Below are 25,840 nucleotides of genomic sequence, written 5' to 3' on the forward strand. Positions count from 1 at the left end.
TCAGGCACCTTATTTTACTTTATTATTAACATTAATTTTATCCATAACCTACGCTAAAATTCTCAATAAAACCTGTGACTTTAGTTTTAAAATTACGATAGGAAATGGTGTTTCAGAAATTCATACCAGACCTGATAACAGTAAAAAATAAAAAAACCGCTGCAGGGAAATAATACCGGCAGCGGTTTTTATAATGACTGAAATAAATTACTTCTTATCGCCCAGTAAAACAGATTCCAGCGCGATAGTGATCATTTCATTAAAAGTAGTCTGGCGCTCTTCTGCCGGTAAATTTTCACCGGTACGGATATGGTCAGAAACGGTGCAGATAGTCAGTGCTTTTGCACCGAATTCAGCAGCCACACCATAAATACCGGCAGCTTCCATTTCCACGCCCAGAATGCCGTATTTTTCCATCACGTCAAACATTTGCGGATCCGGTGTATAGAATAAATCCGTAGAGAAGATATTACCGACACGCGCCGGGATCCCGGCGGTTTCTGCCGCTTCAACCGCATTACGTACCAGCCCGAAGTCCGCGATAGCCGCGAAATCGTTATCCTTGAAACGCAGACGGTTCACTTTGGAATCCGTGCTCGCGCCCATGCCGATAACCACATCACGCAGTTTGACATCACGGCTGATAGCCCCGCAGGAACCGACGCGGATAATGGTTTTCACGTCAAATTCAGTGATCAGCTCTTTGGCATAAATAGAGCAGGACGGGATCCCCATACCGTGGCCCATCACGGAGATACGGCGGCCTTTATAGGTTCCGGTAAAACCCAGCATGCCACGCACATTGTTGACTTGTTTAATATCTTCCAGAAAATTTTCTGCAATGTATTTCGCGCGCAGCGGGTCGCCGGGCATCAGAACAACATCAGCAAAATCACCGCGTTCGGCATTAATGTGAGGGGTAGCCATAAAAAAATCCTTTCAGTCAATCCAAAGGGAAAGGGCAGACTGAAAGCCTGCCCGAAAAAAAAGACACATTACAGCATGTTTTTGCCGTAATCCATCGGGGATAAATTAAAATAGGATGCAACAGTCTGCCCGATGTCCGCGAAGGTTTCACGGTAACCCAGAGAGCCCGGTTTGACTTTCGGCCCGTACACCAGCACAGGGATATGTTCGCGGGTGTGATCGGTACCCGGCCAGGTCGGGTCACAACCGTGGTCTGCGGTCAGGATCAGAATATCGTCCTCTTTCACCAGCTTCAGCATTTCCGGCAGACGGCGGTCAAACAGCTCCAGCGCAGCAGCATAACCTGCCACATCACGGCGGTGACCGTACGAGGAATCGAAATCAACGAAGTTGGTAAACACGATGGTGTTATCACCCGCCAGTTTCATCTCTTCCAGTGATGCATCAAACAGCGCATCAATACCGGTCGCTTTCACTTTTTTGGTGATACCGACATGGGCATAAATATCCGCGATTTTACCGATAGATACCACTTCGCCCTGCTTCTCTTCCACCAGCTTCTGCAGCATGGTCGCTGACGGCGGCTCGACCGCGTAGTCGTGACGGTTACCGGTACGTTCAAATGAACCGGCTTTTTCACCGGTAAACGGACGCGCAATCACACGGCCGATGTTGTAACCGCCTTTGGTCAGTTCTTCGCGGGCAATTTCGCACAGCTCATACAGTTTTTCCAGGCCATACGTTTCTTCGTGACAGGCAATCTGGAAAACGGAATCCGCAGAGGTATAGAAAATCGGTTTGCCGGTTTTCATATGCTCTTCGCCGAGCTGATCCAGAATCACAGTACCGGATGAGTGGCAGTTGCCGAGGTATCCCGGCAGATTGGCGCGTTTAACGAGGATATCCAGTAATTCCTGCGGGAAGCTGTTTTCATGATCGCTGAAATAGCCCCAGTCAAACAGAACCGGCACCCCGGCAATTTCCCAGTGGCCGGACGGGGTATCTTTACCGGAAGATAATTCCCCGGCATAGCCGTATGCGCCGATAATTTCCGCATTCTTATCCAGACCTTCCGGGAAGTGTCCGGTGGATTCCTCAGCTGCTTTACCCAGCCCCAGACGGGACAGATTAGGCAGATGCAGCGGGCCTTTACGGCCTTTATCTGCTTCACCGCGGGCACAGGCCTGTGCGATATGACCTAACGTGTCAGCGCCGGTGTCGCCGAAATCAGCGGCATCATGTGCTGCGCCGATACCGAATGAATCCAGCACCATAATAAATGTACGTTTCATACTTCTCTCCTGTGTCAGATCACGTCAGGATGCAGGGCTCCGCGTGAATAACAAAATTGTTCTTATTCGCTGATCCGGCGGTAAATCAGCGGGGTATCTGTAACCGGGCTCTCACTGAGTGTGACTGCCCGGCGCACGGCCTGAGCAGCTTCATTCCACGCATCTTCATTATTGGCGTGGATCATCGCCAGCGGCATCTGTCCGTCAGCAACACTGTTGATCGGCGCGATATCACTTAACCCGACACTGTAGTCAATCGGGTCGCTGGCCTTACGGCGTCCGCCGCCCAGCGAAACAACCGCCATACCCAGTGCGCGGGTATCCATGGCGGTCACAATCCCTTCTGTCTCAGCATAGACCGGTTTACTGAGCACTGCCGATGGCAGATAGTGCGAATAGCGTTCGATAAAATCAGCCGGTCCGCGCTGCGCGGCAACCATCCGGCCGAAGATTTCCGCCGCTTTGCCATTATCCAGCACCTGCTGTAATTTTGCTTCCGCCTCTGTGCGGTCAGCCGCCAGCCCGCCGGAAACCAGCATCTCTTTGCACAGCGCCATAGTGACTTCATACAGGCGCGGATTGCGGTACTCACCGGTCAGGAAACGCACCGCTTCACGCACTTCCACCGCATTACCGGCGCTGGATGCCAGCACCTGGTTCATGTCGGTCATCAGTGCAGTGGTCCGGCAGCCCGCGCCGTTGGCAACCTGTACGATCGCCTGCGCCAGCTGCTCTGATAATTCATAGGTTGGCATAAATGCCCCGGAACCGACTTTCACATCCATCACCAGTGCATCCAGTCCTTCGGCCAGTTTTTTGCCGAGGATAGAGGCGGTGATCAGCGGAATGGAATCCACGGTTGCCGTAATATCGCGGGTCGCATAGAAACGCTTGTCCGCCGGTGCCAGTGAGTTGGTCTGGCCGATAATCGCCACACCGGTCTCTTTGATGATACGGCGGAAGGTTTCATCATCCGGGAAAATATCAAAGCCCGGAATCGCTTCCAGTTTGTCGAGCGTGCCGCCGGTATGTCCCAGGCCGCGGCCGGAGATCATCGGGATATAGCCGCCGCAGGCAGCCACCATCGGCCCGAGCATCAGGGAGGTCACATCCCCCACGCCGCCGGTGGAGTGTTTATCCACAACGGGGCCCGGTAAATCAAGGTTTTTCCAGTCCAGCACCGAGCCGGAATCCCGCATCGCCAGTGTCAGCGAGACGCGCTCCTGCGGGTTCATATCATGAAAATAGATAGTCATCGCCAGCGCGGCAATTTGTCCCTCAGAGACTGAGTTATCACGCACGCCGTTAATAAAGAAACGGATTTCCTCATCAGAGAGCGGGTGTCCGTCCCGTTTTTTGCGAATGATTTCCTGAGCCAGAAACACAGTGAACTCCTTAAAATACCGGATCCGTCCCGGTACCACAGATACCGGGTTAATCAGAAAGCCGGGCGGCAAAAGCGGCCCGGAAAGCGTGATTAATACTTACTGTCAGATTTGGCGTCTGCGTAGCCCAGTGCATTGAGCAGGCTGGCTAACAGGCTGGATGCGCCAAAGCGGAAGTGACGGGAGTCAGCCCAGCCTTCGCCCATGATACGGTCAGCCATCGCCAGATACTGCGCGGCTTCTTCCGCAGTGCGGACACCACCGGCCGGTTTGAAACCAACGGTTTTACCGACGCCCATATCACGGATCACAGTCATCATGATTTCCGCAGTTTCCGGCGTGGCGTTGACCGGCACTTTACCGGTGGAGGTTTTAATAAAGTCAGCACCGGCTTTGATGGAGATTTCAGATGCCTGACGAATTAACGCAGGATCTTTCAGCTCACCGCTTTCGATAATCACTTTCAGCAGCACATTGTGTTTCGCACAGACTTCTTTGCAGGCTTTCACCATATCAAAACCAACCTGGGTATTACCGGCCATCAGTGCGCGGTACGGGAACACCACATCCACATCATCTGCGCCGTAAGCAATCGCAGCATTGGTTTCAGCCAGTGCAATCTCAATGTCATCATTACCGTGCGGGAAGTTGGTGACAGTCGCGATACGCACTTCCGGCGTACCCTGCTCACGCAGAACTTTACGGGCCAGCGGGATAAAACGCGGGTAAATGCAGATGGCCGCAGTCTGGCCGGCCGGGCTTTTCGCCTGATGACACAGCGCAGTGACTTTCGCGTCAGTATCATCATCATTCAGGGTGGTTAAATCCATTAAGGACAGCGCGCGCTGCGCTGCGGCGGTTAAATCGGTCATAAAACTCTCCAACGTATGTCTGCGCCGTTGCCGGGCAGACGCAATATCTGAACGATGCAAAATGTGTTGGCGAGCGGGACTTGGTTCCGTGAAGACGTTGTCTCTCTTGAGATAAGAGCTAACGCTGAGATCCTTCTCACCGCGCTGTAATACAGGTGACTGATAAACAGAATCACCGAATCCGTTACATGGTATCCATGCCGTATTTGAGCATGTCCTGGCGCTATAATACGTGCCTTTCATCACGTTTATATAACAGCATTTACATCAATACATATGATTATGTGATAAAAATCACGTTAATGGCCTGATATGCACAAAATGGCAGCACATATTCACGGCATAGTATAGCGCAGGAAAGGGATAAACAGGGAGAGACAGAAAGACAAGTACACTGAATCAGTGAAGTGCACAGGTGAACCGGGTTCACCTGTGCAGGAAGAGCATTACAGTGCCAGGAAGAAACCGGCGATGGTTGCACTCATCAGGTTGGAGAGAGTACCGGCCATCACAGCTTTCATACCCAGACGTGCCACGTCTTTACGGCGGTTAGGTGCCATACCGCCCAGGCCACCCAGCAGGATAGCAACAGAAGAGAGGTTGGCAAAACCGCACAGTGCAAAGGAGATAATCGCTTTGGTGTGATCAGACAGCGGTTGTAAACCGGCAGCAATCACCTGTGCATCCGGCTTCATGTATTCACCGAAGTTCATGAAGGCAACGAATTCGTTGACCACAATTTTTTGTCCGATGAACGAACCGGCGGTCATAGCTTCACTCCACGGCACACCAATCAGGAAGGCGATTGGCGAGAAGACCCAGCCGAGGATCAGTTCCAGTGACAGCTGCGGATAGTCAAACCAGCCACCGACGCCGCCCAGGATACCGTTGATTAAGGCGATCAGCGCGATAAACGCCAGCAGCATCGCACCCACGTTCAGTGCCAGCTGCATACCGGAAGATGCACCGCTTGCCGCCGCATCAATGATGTTGGCAGGGCGCTCTTCTTCCGCCATACCGGCCATTGCTTCGGTACGGTCATCAAAGTGTTCGGTTTCAGGCACCATCAGTTTCGCAAACAGCAGGCCGCCCGGTGCCGCCATAAAGGATGCCGCGATCAGGTACTCCAGCGGTACCCCCATCTGCGCATACCCGGCGAGAACTGAACCGGCCACGGATGCCAGACCACCACACATCACCGCAAACAGTTCAGAGTTGGTCATCCCGGAGATATACGGACGCACCACCAGCGGGGCTTCAGTTTGTCCGACAAAGATGTTGGCTGTCGCGGACAGGGATTCGGTACGGGAGGTGCCCAGCAGCTTCTGTAAACCGCCGCCGAGGATTTTAATCACAAGCTGCATAATGCCGAGGTAATACAGAACGGCAATCAGCGAGGAGAAGAAAACGATAACCGGCAGAACACGCAGGGCAAAGACGAAACCGCCACCGCCGAATACCTCGAACATTTTGTCGGATACCAGGCCGCCGAAAATAAAGTCCATCCCTTTCTGGCCATAGCCGATAACACTGGCGACACCGTCAGACATTGCCAGGAGGATTTTACGTCCCACCGGGACATAGAGAACCAGCGCACCGATCAGTACCTGAATAATGAAGGCACCGACAACAGTCCGCAGTTTGATTGCCCGGCGATCACTTGAAAACAGCACTGCGATAAAGATCAGCGCTGCCATCCCGACCAGACTCATAAGGAGTTGCATGGAAGTATCCCTGTTCACGATAATGTAGATTAATAGTCCTGCTCCGCATGCAGCTCTGAGCAGGACCCTGTGGCGCTGATTATACCCGGTCAGTCCGGCCAACAATCAACTTGCGTCACAAATAACGACTGAAAAAAGTAACAAAAAATACAAAAATATGATGATAATCACATTATTCAACTATTTTACCCTGAAAAGTCTCCCGCAAAGCCGGGAATTGGCGGGTATTTAACCAGATGACGAACATGAAATAACATCTGCTTACAATTGTAAGTGATTTCAGGTGATTTGGCACACAAAATGCAGGCTTTAACAGGACAAAATCGCGGGAAAATCGATTCAGGAATCTTAATCAGATGATTGCAGCGAAAAAAGTGTACAGCTGTTGCGATAAATCTGAGCAGCAATCTCTTCCGGAGACTCACTGCGCAGTGAACAGAGCACTTCAAATGTACGGACAATCCGCTCCGGCCGGTTCGGTTCACCCTGAAAACCGCTGAGCGGCATATCCGGGGCATCCGTTTCCAGCAGTAACGCAGAGAGCGGGAGCTGCGCGATTGCCCGCCGGGTCTTCTGAGCCCGGTCGTAAGTAATCGTCCCGCCGACCCCGATGTAATAACCCAGCTTCACAAAGGCATCCGCCTGGGCAAAACTTCCTGAAAATCCGTGAATCACACCACGGCGGGGCACCGGGTGACGGCGCAGAACAGCAGCGAGCGTGTCATGGGTTTTGCGGGAGTGCAGAATAACCGGTTTATCTGTCCGTGCGGCCAGTTTCAGTTGAGCAATAAAAAAATCCAGCTGCTTATCCCACTGCGGCTCCGCCATATAGCGATCCAACCCGATTTCCCCCACCGCCACGCATTCTGTCCCGCTTGCGGTGATAAACGACTCAAGCTGTTCCAGATGTTCAGGGGTGTGTTCGGCAATATAAAGCGGATGCAGACCAAATGCCGCGTGCAGGCGGGGAAATGCATCGCCGGATGACCGGCACAGCCCGGCCACCGTGCTGAGGTTCCGATTGCTGACCGCCGGGATAATAATATCGGTCAGCCCGGCCTGTGCCGCTGCGGCTTTATGGCGGGTAAGATCATCCGTAAAAAACGGGAAATCGAAATGGCAGTGGGTATCAATAAATTGCATTTATTCAGTCCGCCGGCTTTTCCGGTGAGCGTTCCGGTGAATGTAATACCGCCGCTGTACCGTCCGTGACCGGCAGTTGTGAGTCGTTGTCGTTGGATGCGGGCGGAACCCTCAGTACGGAACTTCGTACCGGCTCATATGACGCCCAGCGCTCACCGAGTGTTGCCAGAAAATAACGTCCGCTGCGGCGGCCCAGCCGGTAATCCTGCATCAGCGTTTTAACCCGGCTGCCGAGCGCATTGCTTGCCAGCGGTGCATTCGGATAAATTTCAGCAATTTCAACCCCGGGCGGCGGTGACTGAATAAATTTTTGTGTCCGGTAATAGCTTTTGGCATGCTGTTTCATCATGGCAACCATCCGTTTCAGATGGCTTTTTTCCAGCCAGCGTTCCATCCTTTTCACCCATTCCGGGGTGTAATAGAGCTGTGACGGCACAGTCCGGATCACCACAATCCGGGTCGCGCCCCGCCGCCATGCCTCAATAACCGGCACCGCATCACTGATGCCGCCGTCGTGATATGTGATGCCGTCAATTTCCACCCCTTCACGGTAGAATCCGGGGATAGCGCTGGAGGCTTTGATATATTCCAGCCAGTCTTCGGCCTGCGGGCTGAAATACGCGGCATCCAGATTATCCGCCCTGCTGGCACACATATAAAATTCCTGCCCCTGATCAAAGCGCCGCAGTGCATGCGCAATATTCAGCGGACATTCCGCAGAGGTTGAAGAAATAAGCCAGTCGAGATCGATAAGATTGCCGCCGCGGATAAAACGCAGCGGATTAAAGAATTGTTTGTCGGTGGTGTAGCGGGTAATGACATGACGGGCGTAGCCGCGCTGACCGCACAGATACGCAGACAGGTTCTGCGCACCGGCAGAGGTGCCTATCAGCAAATCAAACGGGTTAAACCCGGCTTTGAGAAACTCATCCAGCACACCGGCCGTAAAAATCCCGCGCTGGCCGCCGCCTTCACAGACCAGCGCCAGTTTACCGGTCGCCTGAAGCGGATCAGGCAACCAGGCCAGCGGTGCGATTTTCCCGGGCGTTACCGGGATATACGTTCCCATCCTGCTCTTCCCCCGGCGCAGATTACCTGCCGGTTATTTATACTGCCCGATACTGACTTCCACGGCACGGACACCGGGAACGCCTTTGGCAATATCGATGATTTTTGTACGCTGCGCATCTGTGGTAACAAATCCGGAGAGATACACAGTACCGTTAATGGTTTTCACGGCGATATCATTGCTGTCAATATCATCCGCACTCAGCAGCTGACCACGGATTTTGGCGGTGATCGTGCTGTCATCCACCAGCAGTGAGGCATCTTTTACCGCGCCGTCAAATTTTTGCTCCGCCTGCTTACCCAAATCTTCCGCAGACTGAGAAGCACTGTCCCACGCCTGGCCGGCTTTCTGACTCAGAGATTCCCCCGCCATGGCGGATGCGCTGAACAGCGCGCCGCTGACCAGCAGGACGGCCAGTGATTTCATGGTATTGCGCATTATCGTATCCTTCTTCATTTTCATGATGAACATCATCTGTCTGTCAGTGTATCTTAACTCCGCCATAAAAAAAACGCGCCGGAGGCGCGTTCTCATTCTGTCAGTGTTCGCGGGTTTTGTGGAAACTCACATCCGGATAACGTTCTGCGGTGAGGTTCAGGTTCACCATAGTCGGTGCGATATAAGAGAGGTTATCGCCGCCGTCAAGTGCCAGATGCAGTTCGTTTTTACGTTTGAACTCTTCCAGTTTCTTCACATCGTCACACTCCACCCAGCGGGCGGTGGAGACGTTAACCGCCTCATAAATAGCTTCGACGTTGTACTCGCTTTTCAGACGGGCAACCACCACATCAAACTGAAGCACACCCACCGCCCCGACAATCAGGTCGTTGTTGGCCAGCGGACGGAAGACCTGCACCGCGCCCTCTTCGGACAGCTGAACCAGTCCTTTCAGCAATTGTTTCTGTTTCAGCGGATCACGCAGACGGATACGGCGGAACAGTTCCGGTGCAAAGTTCGGGATACCGGTGAATTTCAGAATCTCACCCTGAGTGAAGGTATCACCAATCTGAATGGTGCCGTGGTTATGCAGACCGATAATATCACCGGGATAGGCGCAATCCACATGCGCACGGTCGCCGGCCATAAAGGTCAGCGCATCAGAAATCACCACGTCTTTTTTGAGACGCACCTGATGCAGTTTCATGCCTTTTTCATACACACCGGAGACAATGCGCAGGAACGCCACGCGGTCACGATGTTTAGGATCCATATTCGCCTGAATTTTAAAGACAAACCCGGTGAATTTATCTTCTTTTGCAGTCACTTCACGGACATCCGTCTGACGCGGCATCGGTGCCGGTGCCCAGGAAACCAGGCCGTCCAGCATATGATCCACCCCGAAGTTCCCCAGCGCGGTACCGAAGAAGACCGGTGTCAGTTCACCGGCGAGGAACAGCTCCTCATCAAATTCATGGGATGCACCCTGTACCAGTTCCAGCTCATCACGCAGCTGTTTTGCCAGCTCTTCGCCGACAGCTGCATCCAGATCCGGGTTATTCAGCCCTTTTACGGTACGGACTTCCTGAATGGTATGCCCCTGGCCGGTCTGATACAGATAAGTTTCATCGCGGTACAGGTGATAAACCCCTTTGAACAGCTTACCGCAGCCGATAGGCCAGGTGATTGGCGAACAGGCAATCTTCAGCTCGTTTTCCACTTCATCCAGTAACTCCATCGGGTCACGGATATCGCGGTCAAGTTTGTTCATAAAGGTCAGGATCGGCGTATCACGCAGACGGGTAACTTCCATCAGCTTACGGGTACGATCCTCAACCCCTTTTGCCGCATCGATCACCATCAGGCAGCAGTCCACCGCCGTCAGGGTGCGGTAGGTATCTTCGGAGAAGTCTTCGTGTCCCGGGGTGTCCAGCAGGTTCACCAGGGCATCGTGATACGGGAATTGCATCACGGATGTGGTGATTGAGATCCCGCGCTGTTTTTCCATCTCCATCCAGTCAGATTTGGCGTGCTGATTAGAGCCGCGGCCTTTGACAGTACCGGCTTTCTGGATAGCCTGTCCGAACAGCAGGACTTTTTCGGTAATGGTGGTTTTACCGGCATCGGGGTGCGAAATGATCGCAAAGGTGCGGCGTTTGGCCACTTCCTGTAAAAATGCATTATTTGACATCTGGGCGTTCTTCTGGGGCTGCGAGGCAGAAACACACGGTTTCCGCCTCTGATTTCTCATTAATGGTGCTTATTTTCGCCCGGTTTGCCCCGTGAAACAACAAAAGCTTGAAAATCCGGCTCCGTCAGTTATCCAGCAGGCAGATACAGGCGATTGCATCGCTCATCTGACAACGTTCCATCAGTGCCAGTAAATCTGCATTAATATCACCCACATGCATTTTCAGTGAGAAATAGGCGCCCAGCAAAAGCTGAACATCACTCTCTTTCAGTACCCGTTCTTCCGTTACCGCCAGCGCCGTCAGATTGGTCCGCAAATAGAAATAATCCATGACCAGCAGACTGAAGTGAGACAAGGCATTGCGGGAACCGGTAACACCACCGGCGAAATTAGCCGCATGCGGAAACTGGCTGTGATACAGCAGATAGGAAAACAGATTACGCAGTGTGTATGGTTGATTCAGACAACTGTTCTGCTGCTGTACTTTCCATTCTGACCGCAGACGCGCCATGTTTTCTTCCGTGCGTACTGCGGTCTGTTGCTCATCCATTCCGAGTTGCTTCAGCGTATTGATATAAGTGGAGAATAAAAAAGTACCACTGCGGGATAACCTGGGAATAAATTTACCGTAAACACTTAATACTGCGGTCTGAAAACTGACCGGGTGCGGCAGTGCTCTGCGCTCTGCCGTCAGTTCTCCGTTTTCCGTTGCATTGAGCAGAAATTCATACACGCCCTGAATACGATCAAAATTCGCTTCAATGTCATAATTGAGCTTACTGATAAACGTCAGCAGCTGCATAACGGCATAGAGGTTATCCTCAAACTCCGGTGACGGTACCTGCACCAGATTCAGACACCAGAGGTACATCAGGTATTGCGGATCAGTCAGCGCCGCATCCTGCGGTACTTTTTTCAGATACTGCTCTTCTTCTGTTAACTGCATGGCATCGGCGGAAAACAGCAACTGACGAACAACCTCCGGGCAGGAAAGTGACAAACGTTTGAACGTCGCATTCTGATATTTTATTTCACTGCGCGGATATTCACGGCAGGTATCACTCATTGCCGAAGGCCCGAGCTTACTGTAAACACCACACAGCCGCTTTTCTGTCAGAAACGGACACTGTTTTTCTTCTGTCAGCCGGATATACGCATATGTACCGGCACGCTCCGATTTAAGAACATGTTCCTGAGAAATCTGTTTAATTTCAATGCTGTCCGCACTGTGATATTTTTTATAGGTTTTCTTATCAATACTGATAAACCAGTCCTGGCAGCAGTGCGACAGGCATTCAGAACCGACGCATTCAAAGCGCCGGATAAACATCGGTGTGATAATTTTATGGATAAACATGACAAGGCGCGCCTGTGATAAATGTATACCATCACAGTAACACGCAGAAAATTGCCGAAAGGGATAAAAAACCGCCGTTTTATCTGACTTATCGCTCTATTACATTTCGCGCTATGACATTCCGAAACTCAGGTAAAGCGCCATAATCACTGCATCCTCTTTACCCTGTGCCGCCGGATAATAGTTCTTCCGCACAGTGACCTCATTAAAACCAAGCGATTCATACAGCGCAATCGCCGGGCTGTTTGATGCCCGGACTTCCAGCCAGAGTGTCGCAATCCCTTTTGCTGTCAGGTCTTCAATCACTTTTTCCAGTAACTGACGGCCATAACCTTTTCCCTGATGCTCAGGTGAAACCGCAATATTAAACAGGGTCGCTTCATCCAGTACCGTCTGGTTGATGGCGAATCCGGCCAGTTCCCCGTCTGCTTCCAGTTTCAGGTTATGGTAACGTTCGCCGTGATTGCTGCGGAATGTGGCTTCACTCCAGGGATAAGCGTGAGCGGCCTGTTCAATACGGAATGCGGCGGAAAAATCAGCGGGAAGCAGCGGTGACAGTCTGATCATAATGATAAATTTGTGTCCATAATCCGCGTTTTGCCTGCGCGTCCTGATACAGGTCGGCAAGACGGGGAGAGTGTAATGAAGGCAGTGAATCCGGCAGTTCAGCTTCCGTTCCCGGCAGCCAGCACAGGCAGTTTGTCTGCGCCGGGATACTCTGTACATTATCCGGTGTGATGCAGTAAACATCATCCGCCGTGATATTCAGGCTGCGGAATATATCGCTGAGTAAATCACAGGTGAGATCTGCCTGCTCATCGGTTATGATCAGCAGACGTGCCGAAGCCGGGATCTGTACAGACAGTTCCCCTTTCAGGCGCTGCGGCTGACGCAGCGTCCATTGGGTGATCCCCATCTGAGCCAGCATTCTGTCTCGTCGCGTCATAATGTATCCCTGAAATAACAAACGACACTATCTTAGCAAAGCGCGCTGCCCGCGCCAATGCTGCCGAATTATGATTTACAGGAGTTAACGGATGTCCATGCTTACCCCGGCCAGTGAAGTGATTTTACGTCATGCAGACGAATTTACCGGGAGCCGTGTCCTGCTTGCCGGGGACATTCAGGATCCCCTCGCTGCACAGCTTTCCGCGCAGTCAGTGTATGTCAGCACCAGCCAGTATCATCAGTGGCAGGTCCTGCGTGTCCCGCTGGGTGATCGCGCCGCATTTGCGCTGACCGTCAGCCCGGAAGCCGCCGCACAATGCGACACACTGATCTATTTCTGGCCGAAGAGTAAACAGGAAGCGCTGTTCCAGCTGACACAGATTTTTTCCTGCCTGCCGGTCGGCAGTAATATTTTTATTGTCGGTGAAAACCGCAGTGGTGTCCGCAGCGCGGAAAAAATGACAGAGCCATTCACAGCACTCCGTAAAATTGACAGCGCACGCCGCTGCGGCCTTTATTACGGCGAACTGACCACGCCGGCACACTTTGCCCTGAAAGAGTGGATCGGCAGTTATACCGCTGAAGGGACGCAAATCGTGACGCTGCCGGGTGTATTCAGCCAGGACAATATTGATGTCGGCAGCGCACTGCTGCTGGAATCACTGAACCAGGCGGTGACCGGCTCTCTGCTGGATATTGCCTGCGGCAGTGGTGTTATCGCGACCGTACTGGCAAAACGTAACCCGGGGCTGACCCTGACGCTCAGTGATGTCTCAGCGGCCGCCCTTGAAGCCGGACGAGAAACTCTGGCACGCAACCAGCTGGAAGGCCGTGTAATCGCCAGTGATGTGTATTCGGATATCAGTGACCGCTATGACTGGATTGTTGCCAACCCGCCGTTCCATGACGGTCTGAACACCAGCTACAGTGCCGCACAGCGCCTTATTTCCGGTGCCAAAGCCCGTCTGAACCGCGGCGGAAAACTGTGCATCGTGGCCAACGCCTTTTTACCGTATCCCGATCTGCTGGACAGCACATTTGGTCAGCATAAGGTTCTGGCGCAAACCGGTAAATTTAAGGTCTACCTGGCTACAAATGCCTAATAAGTAAGCGAAGTCACCAATTTTGATAAAAAAATATTGACGGCGCGGATAAAACCGCTAAAATCCGCCTCCATGCTATCAGTTACAAGATAGTTCTGAATTGCGAGGGTGGCGGAATTGGTAGACGCGCTAGCTTCAGGTGTTAGTGTCCTTACGGACGTGGGGGTTCAAGTCCCCCCCTTCGCACCAATCAGATCTTATCACACACAACTGACAGCAGATTGAATGACAGTACCTGCGAGGGTGGCGGAATTGGTAGACGCGCTAGCTTCAGGTGTTAGTGTTCTTACGGACGTGGGGGTTCAAGTCCCCCCCTTCGCACCACTGTTATGACAATCTTCTGACATCACTTCCCGGATATCACATCCTCAGATGCTCGAACCAGAGCAGACTTCCCAAAACGAATGCAATCCCTGCCGGAATCAGCAGGAAATGACGCAATACGCGGTTATACAGCATCGGCATTGTCAGCAGAATCACCACTGCTAATGCAATACGGGCAGCATCCTGTTCATGCCCCTGTGATAAAAACAACACGACCGGTATCAGCGCCAGCATCATGCCACCGACCCCGGTTAACTGCTGCCAGAAAAACGATGAAAGCGGGTGTTTGATTTGCATCACAGCCACTCCTTACAATAACGAAATGAGAATCATTACTGTTATCATAAATAATCTGCCGCCTGTTGCAACCGCTTTTTCGCATAAAATGCAAAAAAGGCGCATGATTATATACCTGAAAATCATACACCTATAATTAATGCGTCTATAAATTGAACAGATATTAATGTGTTAAATGATCAGTTCCGGAAAAGAGACACAAAATGAATGTCTTCCGGTTCCAGGGCAAACAGCGCCGGATCCGGCTTTGCGATCAGTTCACATCCCAGATGCTGATAAAAATGCACGGTATTTCCTGTCGTTCAAGCTGTCTCGTGAGAAGTGTCATCATTTGTTGTCTCTGTTTTTATATCTGCGACACCTTCTAACACATGATAGGCCACAGAGCAAAACAGAGAGTTCAGACGCTTCATATCCCCCAGCAGCCCGATATGTAACCGGCTGCTGCCGATGCTCTGCAGATTATTGACATGCAGCCGCTCCACATGAGCAAAAGAGTAACGCTGATTCAGCAGACGGAACCGGTGTTTTGCCCGGCGCAGCCGCCGTGCATTATCCACATCCCCGGAAACAAATACCGACATCGCCAGATTCAGGTTATTCTGCAGCCGTGACATCATGGTGGTCAGTTCACTGTAGCCGTCTTTCGAGAAAACACGCTGCGGATCCGCCGTCTGATTCGCCACATCGTGGGACATCCGCCCGATAATCAGGGAGGACTGCTGAAGTGACATCGCGGTATCAATCACCTCCGCCCAGCGCCGGGAATCACTTTCCCCCAGTTCGGTTTGCTGTAACTGCGCCAGATAGAGTTTGATACTGCTGTGCAGCATCTCTGCTTCTTCTTCCAGGTGGCTGATCAGCCGTTTCTGCTCACCTTTACCCGCCAGCTGACTGTCAAAACGCTGAAGCATCTGCTCAATCACATCCCCCAGCCGCAGGGTTTCCCGTACCGCATTAGCCAGCGCAAGAGAAGGAGTATCCAGCGCACTCTGATCCAGATAACGGGGCGCTGCGCTGTCCTCTTCCGCCTCCGGTTCGGCGATAAGACGCTGACACAGCCGTGCCATCGGCTTCACCAGTGCCAGCATCAGCACACAGCGGACCAGGTTATAGACCACATGGAAATAAATAACGACTTCCGCCGCCGGCAGATTGTACTGGCCGACCCAGAGCGCCAGCGGTTTCACCCACGGCAGCACCAGCACACAGCCAATCAGTTTGAACAGCATACTGCCGAGCACCACCTGACGCGCAACCGCATTCTGACCGCGGCTACTCAGCATGGCCAGGAAGCCGCTGCCGAGGTTAGAGCCGATGACGATCGCCAGACTGATATGCAGCGGCACCAGGCCGGTGGCACTCAGTGTAGCCGTCAGCAGCACCGCCGCCAGGCTGGAGTAGCTGACCATGGCGAACAGTGCGCCCACCAGTAGCGCCAGCACCGCATCCCCGCTCAGTGAGGTGAAAATAGCCTGAACAGCGGACGCCTGTGTGATCGGTTCTGCGGAAGCCACAATCAGCTGAAGCGCCAGGATAATCAGACCCAGCCCGATACCGACCCTCCCCAGTTGCCCGGTCCGGCTCTTTTTCTGACTGAGAAACGTAGTAACCCCCGCCAGGATCAGCAGAGGTGAGAGCCAGGAGAGATCAAACGTCAGCACCCGTGCCATCAGCGCCGTCCCGACATCCGCCCCCAGCATAATAACCAGTGCGGGCGGCAGCGCTATCATGCCCTGCGCCACAAACGAAATCACCAGCAATGCGGTGGCATTACTGCTCTGCACCAGCGCAGTCACCCCCAGACCGGCGAGAAACGCCCGTGATGTTTTCCGGATGCTCTTTCCGAGCAGCCGCCGCAGATCTGCGCCGAAGACACGCATAATCCCTGTCCGGACAATGTGTGTCCCCCAGACCAGCAGCGCAACCGATGAAAGAAGATGGAGTAATGTCAGCATAGTGTTTTCGTCAGCATAAGGTCCCGTTAAAACGATCAGATCAACGGTATATCACACAGGCACTGTGTCACAATGTGATAATGGTAATAAACACCGCCGCCATCAGAATAAAAAATCGCATAAAACACACAGTCTTACGGAATACAGGATATCTGTCCCGGAGCCGGGACATCGGATAAGTATACCTTATGGTAAATATATTTCAAAAATCATCATGTTACAAAAAATAATAAAAAACCGCCGGCACAGAGTACCGGCGGCAGCCACTGCTGAAATCAGCAAAATGATGCAATCAACATGAAGAAAAGCACTTCAGAACAGTGTGAATATCAGGTACCGCAGATTACTTCAGCTCCATCGCGTCCCGCATGGTGAAGAACAAATCTGTCTGATCCGTCAGACCCACCACATTCGCCGCCCCCGGACCGTATGCCGCCACACGCAGCTGGGCACCGGTATGCTCCTGCGAATCTGATTCCGAGTTACCGTAGTTAACTGCCATCACGCTGCCGTCTTTGGTCAGCAGTGCCTGAGTCAGACCCGGTGAGACTACATCCGCTTCAATAATCTGGCTGGAATGAGCATGATCAGCGGTCACAATCACCAGCGTATCACCATGTTTTTTCGCGTATTCCATACCGATTTGTACCGCTTCATCCAGTGCAACGGTTTCGCCGATCTGGCCGCAGGCGTTTGCCGCGTGATCCTGTTTATCGATAGAGGCGCTTTCCACCTGTAAGAAGAAGCCGTTTTCATGATCTTTAAGCAGATCAATGGCTTTTTCAGTCATCTGAGCCAGTGTCGGAGCATTCGGATCCAGTTTTGAACTTGGCTTACACTCCACAACAGGTTTGTCGAGATTACCGCGGTAGGAGGCTTTCGGACCTTCCCACGCCACTTCCATATTGCCGTCACTGAATAATCCGAGCACCGGTTTATCCTGATTTGCCGCTTTCACATCCGCCAGCGATTTGGCATCTTTCACAACCAGATAACCGCGTGCCGCTGCCTGCTCTTCCAGGGTTTTACCTGCATAGTCCCCGGCTTTGGCTGTCTGGCGGAAACTCTTCGCACCGCCGCCAAGCGTGACATCCGCACGGGCATTCAGCAGTTGCTCACTGATGGAGCCCAATCCGCCGTTTTCCAGCGCATCTGCACTGCAGCGCTCTGCGGTTTCTTCCGGGCCGTAGCATTTACGCTGGCTGATATGTGAGATCAGTGCAGCGGGTGTGGCATCCTGAATTTCAGATGTGGTGACATTCCCGGTCGCTTTGCCGTTTTTCTTTGCCAGCTCGAGAATGGTGGTGTGCGGTTTGCCGGTAACATCAATGCCCAGCGCGCCATTATAGGTTTTCACCCCGGAAGCCCAGGCAGTCGCAGAGGCAGCAGAATCAGTAACATAATTCGGTTTCTGTGTTTTCTTATCGAGCGCATACGTGGTGTACTGGCCGGTCAGCGGCAGAGAATCAATCCCTTTAAACACGCCACCCGCGCCTTCTGCATAGTTACGCGCCACGGTAATTTCGGAATCCCCCATACCGTCGCCGATAAACAGAATCACATTTTTTGCTTTGGTCTGACCGATAGCCGCTTTCAGCGCCTCAGTCTGATCGGATGACAGACGGCGGGCACCGCCGAACTCCGTGATATTGCCTTTGGCGGCGCGATCCTGTGCCAGAATGGCATCTGCATTCCCCGCTGCAACTGCCGGTAATGCAGAGCCAGTCAGCAGTGCCAGAACGGCAGCTGCAACCCGTGTTTTCATCGTCGCATGAAGCATGAGCAGAATCCTTGTCATTAATAAAATAGTCAGTTATCAACGCAGGACAGCCTAATCCGCTCTTATGACATCAGCGTGACACTATTGTGACCTCTTTGTGTCAGTCAGATGCATCAGCCCGGAATGCAGGGTTTCGCACCATGAGACATAGTCATGCCCACCCGGGCGCTCCTCACGGGTAACCTCGTAACCTTTTTCCTGTAAAACCTGATACAGCGCCCGGTTGTTATGCAAAATCCCGCCGGCACCGGCACGGGTTTCAAACACACCGGCCTCAAGAAAAAACCGCAGCGGAAGTTTGTGAGTACCTGCAAACTCGCGAATCAGCCATTCCTGCGGCTCTCCCTCCGGTGACCACCAGTAAGAGCCGGACATACTCAGCACATTACCGAAACGGTGGGGTAATTTCATCGCATTCCAGGAAGACGCAAGGCCGCCGTAACTACTACCGGAAACAATGGTCCGCCCCGCCGGGATATTAATACCCTGCTGTGCCAGCCACGGCATCAGCTCTTTATCCAGAAACTGCGGGAATTGCTCATTCGGCGGCAACTCTTTGCCGCGCTGCTCACTGCTGATACTGTCCACCATCACCACATACAGCAGCGGGATTTCCCCGCGCTTCACCCACTGATCAATAAATGTGACGATATGATAGTTTTTGCGGTATATCTGCCCGTCAAACAACACCAGCAACCAGGGCTTCGCACCCGGCTCCGGCGGGGTATACACCGCAATTTCCCGCTGATTATTCAGAATATCGCTGTGCAGCTGATGCAGCGTCACCGTACCAAAAACCGGTTGTTGTCCGGGCGCCCGGAAATCACACACTCTGTTGTTATCTAACGCAATAATGGCATGGCGATTAAATTCATCTGCCTCGTCGGCACCCGCACTCAGCGGGTTACGCGGATCCGCCTGTGCCGTGCTCAGCAGCGCTTTACGGCGGGCACCTTCAACGGAACTGTCAAGCTGCGGAATATCCGGGGCAATTTTATACTGACTGACAGTCTCTGCGGGAACAATGTAGGAGCGATACCAGATATCGGTATCATTCAATCTGGCCATCGGATCATGCTGTCCGGAAGGTGCGCCAAGTATGTAAGCATTCACTTTTGCACCACGCCAGAGAAACGTGATCCGCTTGTGGTGCTCGTCATACTCCTCAACCAACGGGGTTTCTGTCACCGCCTGCCAGAAAGCCGAGGTATCGCCCCCGTTAACCAGCGTTATCAGCTGTTGCAGGCGCACACTGTCCACCGGCAGGGAGATGTTTTCAGCTACCGGCTGATACGGGTAGTTAGTAAGCGCCAACTTCCATTTAGAGCCCGGTACACCCTGTGAGGTCAGTGTCCAGGTGTCATCAAACGGTAATGTGAATGTCACAGATTGCATTTCTGTGACAGGATTGTCGGTAAGCAGCGTCCGGCGGGGTGTCATCTGACTGTCATAGAGTGACAAATCACGGATATTCTCACTTTCCGCAATCACTACCTGTTTTTCTGACAACGGCAACTGCACACAGGCCTGTCCGTTGTGATCAAATGTGCCGGTAATCGTCATCGTCTGTTTTTCATCCGGAACGGAAAGTGACTGACAGGAAGAAGAGGCCTGCGCGGAAAATGCAGAAAATGCCGCGCAGCAAAGCAGAGTTTTTTTCACGTCGCTGATCCTTCAAAATCAGTAATAATTATCATTATTATTTATCAGCTTCGTATTTTTATGCCACCGGACGGAAAAGTCAAACTGCCACATCAGACAGCAGGCCCTCTTCCGGCTCCCCGGCAATCCATACCGATGTGCAGACCTTTTCCAGCAACGCCTTATTGTGACTGAATACCACCAGCCCGAGCGGCCGTTTCTCTGATTCTTCAATCAGCACCTGCCAGATCTGTGCCTGAATATGTGCATCCAGTTGCGCGGTCACCTCATCGGCGATCAGGAAACGGGTACGCGGATCTAACGCCCGCAGCAGTGCGATTCTCGCCAGTTCCCCGCCGGACAACTCATCCGGACGACGTTCCAGCCAGTGAGGCTCAATGCTGAGCTTTTCCAGCCATTCCGCATCCGGTTTCCAGGCATCATATAACCCGGCACCGGTCGTACGGTACGGATTAAAACACTTCTCAGGATGCTGCGGTACCAGCTGTACCGGACAATAGCCGGCTTTCGGTAGCGGTTTGCCGTCGAGCAGCAGTTCCCCGGCATGCGGTTGCTGCCACTGTGCCAGGACCCGCCCCAGCGTTGTTTTCCCGAACCCGCTGGGTGCGGAGATCCCCAGACGCTCACCGGCATTCAGCCGGAAAGAAAGGCCGTCCCACAATGTTTTTCCGCCCTGGATAACCTGTAAATCGCGGATTTCAAACATACGCTTTTCCTCTCTGCTGATTTATCCCGTTATCATAACAACTAATTTCCCGCAGACACACGGCTTTCCGTCAGCAGCCCGATGCACTCCTGAGCACCACGTTTAAGCACATCCCCTTTCCGGCTGACAATATGCACCGGCAGAACCAGACCGTTGCGGGTATTGCGGAATGACAGGACTTTCAGTGTTCCGGACGCCACTTCCGCCCGGATCATGGATTCCGGCAGATTCCCCCAGCCGATACCCGCTTTAACCAGTCCCAGCGCCACCGAAAAATTATCAGTCTGCCAGGTTTTCGTCGCCATCTGTGAACGCACATCAGTGAGAGAATGGTGAAGACTGGCAATAACGATTTGTTTTGCCTGTACCAAATCCTCAATATAAACAGATTGTTGTTGTGATAAAGAAGGATGCGTGGCTGAAATGGTGGCCACCAGGGCTTCATGACCGATACAGTGAAACTGCCCGCGCGGATCCACATACAGCCCGCCGAAAACCAGTGCCAGCTGGATCCGCCCCTGATGCAGCAATGGCAGAATGTCATCCTGTGACCCGGATAAAATTTCCGTTTTCAGCAGCGGATAACGCTGATTCAGTATCTGCAGTGCAGAAAACAGATCCTGCGGATTCACACAGGTTGCAACCCCCACCGCCAGTGTGCTCTCCACGTCCTGCGTCAGTTCACGGGTAAACACATTCAACTGATGAATTTTATCCGTTATCTCTCTGGCATACGGTGCCAGCGCCAGGGCTCTTTCTGTCGGTACCGGTGCCCTGCCTGAACGTTCAAACAGTGCAAAACCCAGTTCAGCTTCCAGATTACTGACCGCCATACTGACCGCTGACGGCACGCGGTACAGCGCTCTTGCGGCGGCTGAAAATGATCCTTTCTCCAGCACCGTCAGAAAAAGCTGCAAGTTATCACTGTTAAACGGCATATACCCTCCGGCCTGTCAGAAAATCTGATAGTAGCTGACTTTTATTATCATCTCTATTGATTTACTTTCCCTGCATTCTTCACAGTAAACAGCAGCAGGATATCAATATGCAGGGTTTAAAACGAAAACTGGTCTTTATCACCGCTTACGAGCTCATCGGCTGGGTCATTTCATCAGTTGCGCTGGCCATACTCTCCGGTAATTCAGCCGGTGTAACCGGGCCGCTGGCGCTGGCAATTACCACCATCGCCGTCAGCTGGAATTTTATCTTTAATACATTGTTTGAATTCTGGGAATCCCGCCAGATTTCCCGTATCCGGACATTCCGCCGCAGATTCGTACACGCCGTTCTGTTTCAGCTGACACTGGTGGTTTTCCTTATTCCGCTGATTGCATGGTGGTTATCGGTCAGTTTAATACAGGCTTTCCTGCTGGATTTTGCCCTGATTATTTTTATCCCGATCTACACATTTTTCTTTAACTGGGCGTTTGACAAACTATTCGGAGTTCCGGCTTCCGCATTGCCCCGGAAAGAGACAGCCACACATTAATAATAATATTAAAAATAGCCATACCGGTGAAACGGCATGGCTTTTTACCTGATAAAAACAAAATTTAAAAACTAATATTTAATCCCCAAACCAGTCATACCTCTATTTCCTGTTAGTTTAAATTCAGCATTACCTTTATTAATTTCAATTCACTCAACAGTTTCATCAGGATCAACAACATCCCGCCCTGACCGGGAATTTGCTTCCCGTCATCACCTGCGCCCGGCTTAATACCGGCCCGGTTATCAGTCACAGTCAGGTCAGTAACATCCTTTTCATGCTAATAGGTTATCGCCGCTGACGCTGTCATTGAATTCACTAAAAGTACGCCGCAGATGACATTTGCAGTGCTGTTTTTTGCATCATTTTTTGATTTCCTTATCTGACCGTTATATCCTGCTGACAAACAGAAATCAGAGTAAAAATTCGCCGGATGGAGCTATCAGGATGAAAAGAACTATCAGCAATCTGATAGCTCAGAAAATAAAAATAACCGGCCACAATAAACAGCTGAAAACATCATGAAAAGGATGTCATTATGAAAAAGGTATTGCTGTTATTTATATTATTCAGTTTTCAAATTATCGCAGCACCACTGACTCCTTCAGATATCGATGCACTGAAAAAAGAACCGGAAAGGGCAGCAGAAAACATTGTTGCATCCATGAGTCAGACAGAAAAAATTGGTCAGCTGATGATGCTTGATTTTCGCTATTGGGATATATTCCGGAGTCCGGTTCCTGTTCCCGTGATCAATATAAATAACGATATCAAAGATATTATCTATCGTTACCGGTTAGGTGGCATTGTATTATTCAGGGAAAATTTAATTAACACCCCCCAGACAGTAAAACTGATCAATGATATTCAGTCTTCCCGTTACCGTCTTCCGTTATTTATCAGCACTGATCAGGAAGGTGGTTATATAACCCGGCTGCGGGTTGGTACAGAAATGCCCGGAAATATGGCTCTCGGAGCTACACGTGACCCGGATTCAGCAAGACTAACCGGTGAAATTCATGGCAGTGAGTTATCTGCACTGGGATTTAATATGAATTTTGGCCCGGTTGTGGATATCAATAATAATCAAAATAACCCGGTTATTGGTGTACGGGCGTATTCTGACAGAAAAGAGCTGACAGAAATCCTGTCAGCCGCCTATATCCGTGGTATTCATCAATACGGACTTATCACTGCTCTGAAACATTTCCCCGGACACGGCAATGTCTCTGCAGATTCACATGTCGCCCTTCCGGTTGCCACATCAGATGAAAAAACCTGGCGGCAAACAGAATTACCGCCATTTATTTATGCGCTGCAACATGGTGCAGATGCGGTTATGACTGCACATATTATTGTTCCGGCACTGGATGACACAAAAATAAAAACCCGTGACGGTTCAGAAGCAGGTACACCAGCCACATTATCAAAACCTATCCTGACCGGCATATTACGCAAAGAACTTCATTTTCAGGGGCTGATAATTACGGATGCCATGGATATGAAAGCCATCACTGATAACTTTGATCTCAATTTTGCCGTTGAGCACGCCCTGTCTGCAGGCGCCGATATTATCCTGATGCCGGTAAAAATGTGGGATGAAGAAGCAGTTAAGCGCCTTGATAATTTATATCGCTATCTGGATGAACAGGCACAGAAAAACCCGGAACTGCAGCAACGTATTGATGAATCCGCAAAACGGGTGGTTCTGATGAAGCTGAATAAAGCCATCAGCGGAGCACCTGCGGATCCGGTGAAAGCACAGCAAATTGTCGCCTCAGTACAGCATAAAAATCAGGAAAATAAGGTATCTGAACAGGCCGTTACCATAATAACAAATGACGGTATCCTGCCTTACCAACTGAAACCGGAAAATAAAATTCTGGTAATCTCCGATGAATATCCCCGTAATCAGTTAATTAAAAAGCATCTGAATGATATTGCACGGGAAACGGAAACCCGTATTCATGTCACTGCACAAAAAATAAAAACAGATAAGAAAACGCTCTCTGAAAAGAAAATCAGCACCATGATCAGCGGGCAGGATATTATTTTACTGGTCACTTACAACCTGCGGGAACGTGATACAAATGCACAATTTATCATCAACTCCGCTAATGATGCAGGCATTCCCTTAGTCGTGATATCTTCACGGGATCCATACGATATTGCGAGTCTGAGTAATGTAAAAGCCAATATTGCTATCTATGGTATTACCGGATTTGATATTACAAATGGTCAGCGTAATGCACTGGAAACGAATATCCGGAGCGGCTTGCGGACGTTATTCTCCGGTAAAAACGCCCGCCCGCTTAATTATCCCGCCGGACGGTTACCCGCAGACATTAAAGACCCGGAAAGTGGTATTATTTTATACCCTTATGGCACAGGGGAAACCTATGATAAGCAGGATTAGAAATACATCTGCCGGAATCTTCATCTGTCAGCCGGACAGTAACGAACAGGATTGAAATAAGGAATAAGCATGAATTTATCCCGCACTGCTGTAATACTGGGTATCGTCGGTCTGAGCATCAGCTTTCCCGCTGTAACGATGGCGGAAGAGAAAGGATTAAGTCCGCTGGAACAATGCTATCAGTCTGTCGGGGATTCACCACGGACAAAAATTGCAGGCTGCCTGGGTGCAAAACTGAATGCCGCAAATACCCGGCTGAATACGATTCTGGCACAGCAAAAACAGGAAATTGCATCACTCCATTCAGCCGGAAGTGAAAAAGCCATTCAGTCACTGAATTTGTCACACTCCGCCTTTATCACTTTCCGCGATGCTGAGTGCCGGTATCGCTATGATGCAACTCTCGGTGGTAGTGGTGCCGGCGATATCATGAAAGCCTGCCAGATTGACCTGACAAATTGGCGGATAAAACAGTTACAGGAAAATTAATTCACAGAAAAAACAGCAGATAACGCTATTCCGGCACAGAAATACCGGCCAATGCATTTCCACCACAGAGCATCCCGGTCAATTCATTATCTGCTGTTTTTTTTCACTGATTTCACACAGCCTATCCTGCAGATGTCATCCCCGGCAATATTTATTACTCTTGTGTAGCCGTACCCTCTGTCTTTTCCTGAAACAACTAAGATAAGTATCTATATTATCTGCAGACTACCATTATTAACCTGATTATCAGGATGATGATGAAAATATCATCATGATGACAGATAAAATACAAACGGAATTATTTTTCTGGTCACAGTCAGATTCCGGGAAGGCGATTAATTATCTGATTTTTTGTATTCAGAGGGATAAAGGGATGGCAAAGATGTCTTTATAAATACCACTCTGGTCTGCCCGGCCTGTTCGCCGGGAAACCATATCGATGAGCAGGCTGCGGACAGTTCATCAGCCCGGGCGCTTTCATGAGTCTGCTATCCAATACTGAAACTTCTTTCGATGACTAATATCATGAAGTTCCTGTATCTGACGGCGTAATATAACCCGCCAGCCATCCGGCTTATCAGGCCAGCTTTTCCGGTATTTGTAGCTGCTGCATGAACCCAGGACTCCCGGCAGAGTTTGCCCACAAGATAGTGCGTTCTGAATTTCCCGGTTACCGGGAATTGTTCGGGGAGTCTGGTATCTGGCACGTGGTGACTTTTTTAATAAAAGGATATCCGGAGAGAAGTGGATTCAGAATAATTTTTCTTTTCG

The 25,840-nt window shown here is 51.1% G+C and carries 22 protein-coding genes, 2 tRNA genes and 1 pseudogene; 6 read left to right on the plus strand and 19 right to left on the minus strand.

The annotated features are described in order from the left end of the window. Positions 1-207 precede the first annotated feature (207 nt). From deoD to X965_RS09840, 12 genes are all read right to left on the minus strand, one after another. The gene (deoD, locus tag X965_RS09785) at positions 208-927 is read right to left on the minus strand and encodes a purine-nucleoside phosphorylase (protein WP_004237065.1); all 720 of its coding nucleotides are present in this window, start codon (positions 925-927) and stop codon (positions 208-210) included. 68 nt (positions 928-995) lie between these two features. After that, a complete protein-coding gene (gene deoB / locus X965_RS09790) occupies positions 996-2,219 on the minus strand; it encodes a phosphopentomutase (protein WP_024475052.1) in 1,224 nt (407 codons plus the stop codon). A 62-nt stretch (positions 2,220-2,281) separates the two neighbouring features. Further along, positions 2,282-3,604, minus strand: coding sequence for a thymidine phosphorylase (deoA, locus tag X965_RS09795; protein ID WP_036417933.1), 1,323 nt, complete (start codon positions 3,602-3,604; stop codon positions 2,282-2,284). A 92-nt stretch (positions 3,605-3,696) separates the two neighbouring features. Continuing rightward, the gene (gene deoC / locus X965_RS09800) at positions 3,697-4,476 is read right to left on the minus strand and encodes a deoxyribose-phosphate aldolase (RefSeq protein WP_004237062.1); all 780 of its coding nucleotides are present in this window, start codon (positions 4,474-4,476) and stop codon (positions 3,697-3,699) included. 446 nt (positions 4,477-4,922) lie between these two features. After that, positions 4,923-6,188, minus strand: a complete 1,266-nt coding sequence (locus X965_RS09805; RefSeq protein ID WP_004237061.1) for a NupC/NupG family nucleoside CNT transporter — start codon at positions 6,186-6,188, stop codon at positions 4,923-4,925. A gap of 360 nt (positions 6,189-6,548) precedes the next feature. Then, positions 6,549-7,343 (minus strand): metal-dependent hydrolase, encoded by a 795-nt coding sequence (locus X965_RS09810; RefSeq protein ID WP_004237060.1) that lies wholly within the window; start codon positions 7,341-7,343, stop codon positions 6,549-6,551. Between the two features lie 4 nt (positions 7,344-7,347). Beyond that, entirely contained in the window at positions 7,348-8,412 is a 1,065-nt protein-coding gene (locus X965_RS09815; protein WP_004237059.1) for a patatin family protein, read from the minus strand. A gap of 33 nt (positions 8,413-8,445) precedes the next feature. Then, a complete protein-coding gene (locus X965_RS09820; protein ID WP_004242077.1) occupies positions 8,446-8,850 on the minus strand; it encodes a BON domain-containing protein in 405 nt (134 codons plus the stop codon). 100 nt (positions 8,851-8,950) lie between these two features. Further along, positions 8,951-10,540 carry a peptide chain release factor 3 gene (gene prfC, locus X965_RS09825; RefSeq protein ID WP_004237057.1) on the minus strand — a complete coding sequence of 530 codons (1,590 nt, stop codon included), beginning with the start codon at positions 10,538-10,540 and terminating at the stop codon, positions 8,951-8,953. A 124-nt stretch (positions 10,541-10,664) separates the two neighbouring features. Then, a complete protein-coding gene (gene fliB, locus X965_RS09830) occupies positions 10,665-11,897 on the minus strand; it encodes a flagellin lysine-N-methylase (RefSeq protein WP_004237056.1) in 1,233 nt (410 codons plus the stop codon). Between the two features lie 111 nt (positions 11,898-12,008). Then, positions 12,009-12,464, minus strand: coding sequence for a ribosomal protein S18-alanine N-acetyltransferase (gene rimI, locus X965_RS09835; RefSeq protein WP_004237054.1), 456 nt, complete (start codon positions 12,462-12,464; stop codon positions 12,009-12,011). Beyond that, positions 12,433-12,843: a DNA polymerase III subunit psi gene (locus tag X965_RS09840; protein WP_032099229.1), complete on the minus strand. Its 411-nt coding sequence runs from the start codon at positions 12,841-12,843 to the stop codon at positions 12,433-12,435. Before X965_RS09840 ends, rimI begins: the two co-directional genes overlap by 32 nt. Before the next feature lie 91 nt (positions 12,844-12,934). Here X965_RS09840 and rsmC point away from each other — a divergent pair, with 91 nt between their 5' ends. From rsmC to X965_RS09855, 3 genes are all read left to right on the plus strand, one after another. Beyond that, positions 12,935-13,948 carry a 16S rRNA (guanine(1207)-N(2))-methyltransferase RsmC gene (gene rsmC, locus X965_RS09845; protein WP_036417912.1) on the plus strand — a complete coding sequence of 338 codons (1,014 nt, stop codon included), beginning with the start codon at positions 12,935-12,937 and terminating at the stop codon, positions 13,946-13,948. A gap of 102 nt (positions 13,949-14,050) precedes the next feature. Beyond that, positions 14,051-14,137 (plus strand) — tRNA-Leu (locus X965_RS09850). 48 nt (positions 14,138-14,185) lie between these two features. Then, a tRNA-Leu gene (locus X965_RS09855) sits at positions 14,186-14,272 on the plus strand. A 36-nt stretch (positions 14,273-14,308) separates the two neighbouring features. Here the strand turns inward: X965_RS09855 and X965_RS09860 are convergent. From X965_RS09860 to X965_RS09885, 7 genes and pseudogenes are all read right to left on the minus strand, one after another. Continuing rightward, complete coding sequence (locus X965_RS09860) at positions 14,309-14,569, minus strand: DUF1435 family protein (RefSeq protein ID WP_004237051.1); 261 nt, start codon at positions 14,567-14,569, stop codon at positions 14,309-14,311. A 179-nt stretch (positions 14,570-14,748) separates the two neighbouring features. Beyond that, positions 14,749-14,862, minus strand: a pseudogene (locus tag X965_RS18975) (GNAT family N-acetyltransferase); the annotation flags it as partial. A 9-nt stretch (positions 14,863-14,871) separates the two neighbouring features. Then, the gene (locus X965_RS09865; RefSeq protein ID WP_004237049.1) at positions 14,872-16,527 is read right to left on the minus strand and encodes a Na/Pi cotransporter family protein; all 1,656 of its coding nucleotides are present in this window, start codon (positions 16,525-16,527) and stop codon (positions 14,872-14,874) included. A gap of 343 nt (positions 16,528-16,870) precedes the next feature. Then, complete coding sequence (gene phoA / locus X965_RS09870) at positions 16,871-18,307, minus strand: alkaline phosphatase (RefSeq protein WP_015422431.1); 1,437 nt, start codon at positions 18,305-18,307, stop codon at positions 16,871-16,873. Between the two features lie 81 nt (positions 18,308-18,388). After that, on the minus strand, positions 18,389-19,969 hold the full coding sequence (locus X965_RS09875; protein WP_051997332.1) for an alpha/beta hydrolase-fold protein: 1,581 nt from the start codon (positions 19,967-19,969) through the stop codon (positions 18,389-18,391). A gap of 79 nt (positions 19,970-20,048) precedes the next feature. Further along, positions 20,049-20,675, minus strand: coding sequence for an ATP-binding cassette domain-containing protein (locus X965_RS09880; protein ID WP_036417914.1), 627 nt, complete (start codon positions 20,673-20,675; stop codon positions 20,049-20,051). 41 nt (positions 20,676-20,716) lie between these two features. Then, complete coding sequence (locus tag X965_RS09885; RefSeq protein ID WP_036417916.1) at positions 20,717-21,613, minus strand: LysR family transcriptional regulator; 897 nt, start codon at positions 21,611-21,613, stop codon at positions 20,717-20,719. A 107-nt stretch (positions 21,614-21,720) separates the two neighbouring features. Between X965_RS09885 and X965_RS09890 the strand changes: the two genes are divergently transcribed. The 3 genes from X965_RS09890 (at position 21,721) to umoC (ending at position 25,069) form a co-directional block, all read left to right on the plus strand. Then, positions 21,721-22,164 carry a PACE efflux transporter gene (locus tag X965_RS09890; RefSeq protein WP_004242064.1) on the plus strand — a complete coding sequence of 148 codons (444 nt, stop codon included), beginning with the start codon at positions 21,721-21,723 and terminating at the stop codon, positions 22,162-22,164. A gap of 538 nt (positions 22,165-22,702) precedes the next feature. Beyond that, on the plus strand, positions 22,703-24,580 hold the full coding sequence (locus X965_RS09895; protein WP_036417918.1) for a glycoside hydrolase family 3 protein: 1,878 nt from the start codon (positions 22,703-22,705) through the stop codon (positions 24,578-24,580). Positions 24,581-24,649: 69 nt separating this feature from the next. After that, positions 24,650-25,069: a lysozyme inhibitor LprI family protein gene (umoC, locus tag X965_RS09900; protein WP_004237036.1), complete on the plus strand. Its 420-nt coding sequence runs from the start codon at positions 24,650-24,652 to the stop codon at positions 25,067-25,069. Positions 25,070-25,840 lie beyond the last annotated feature (771 nt).

The organism is Morganella sp. EGD-HP17 (assembly GCF_000512315.2).
Lineage (GTDB): Bacteria > Pseudomonadota > Gammaproteobacteria > Enterobacterales > Enterobacteriaceae > Morganella > Morganella morganii.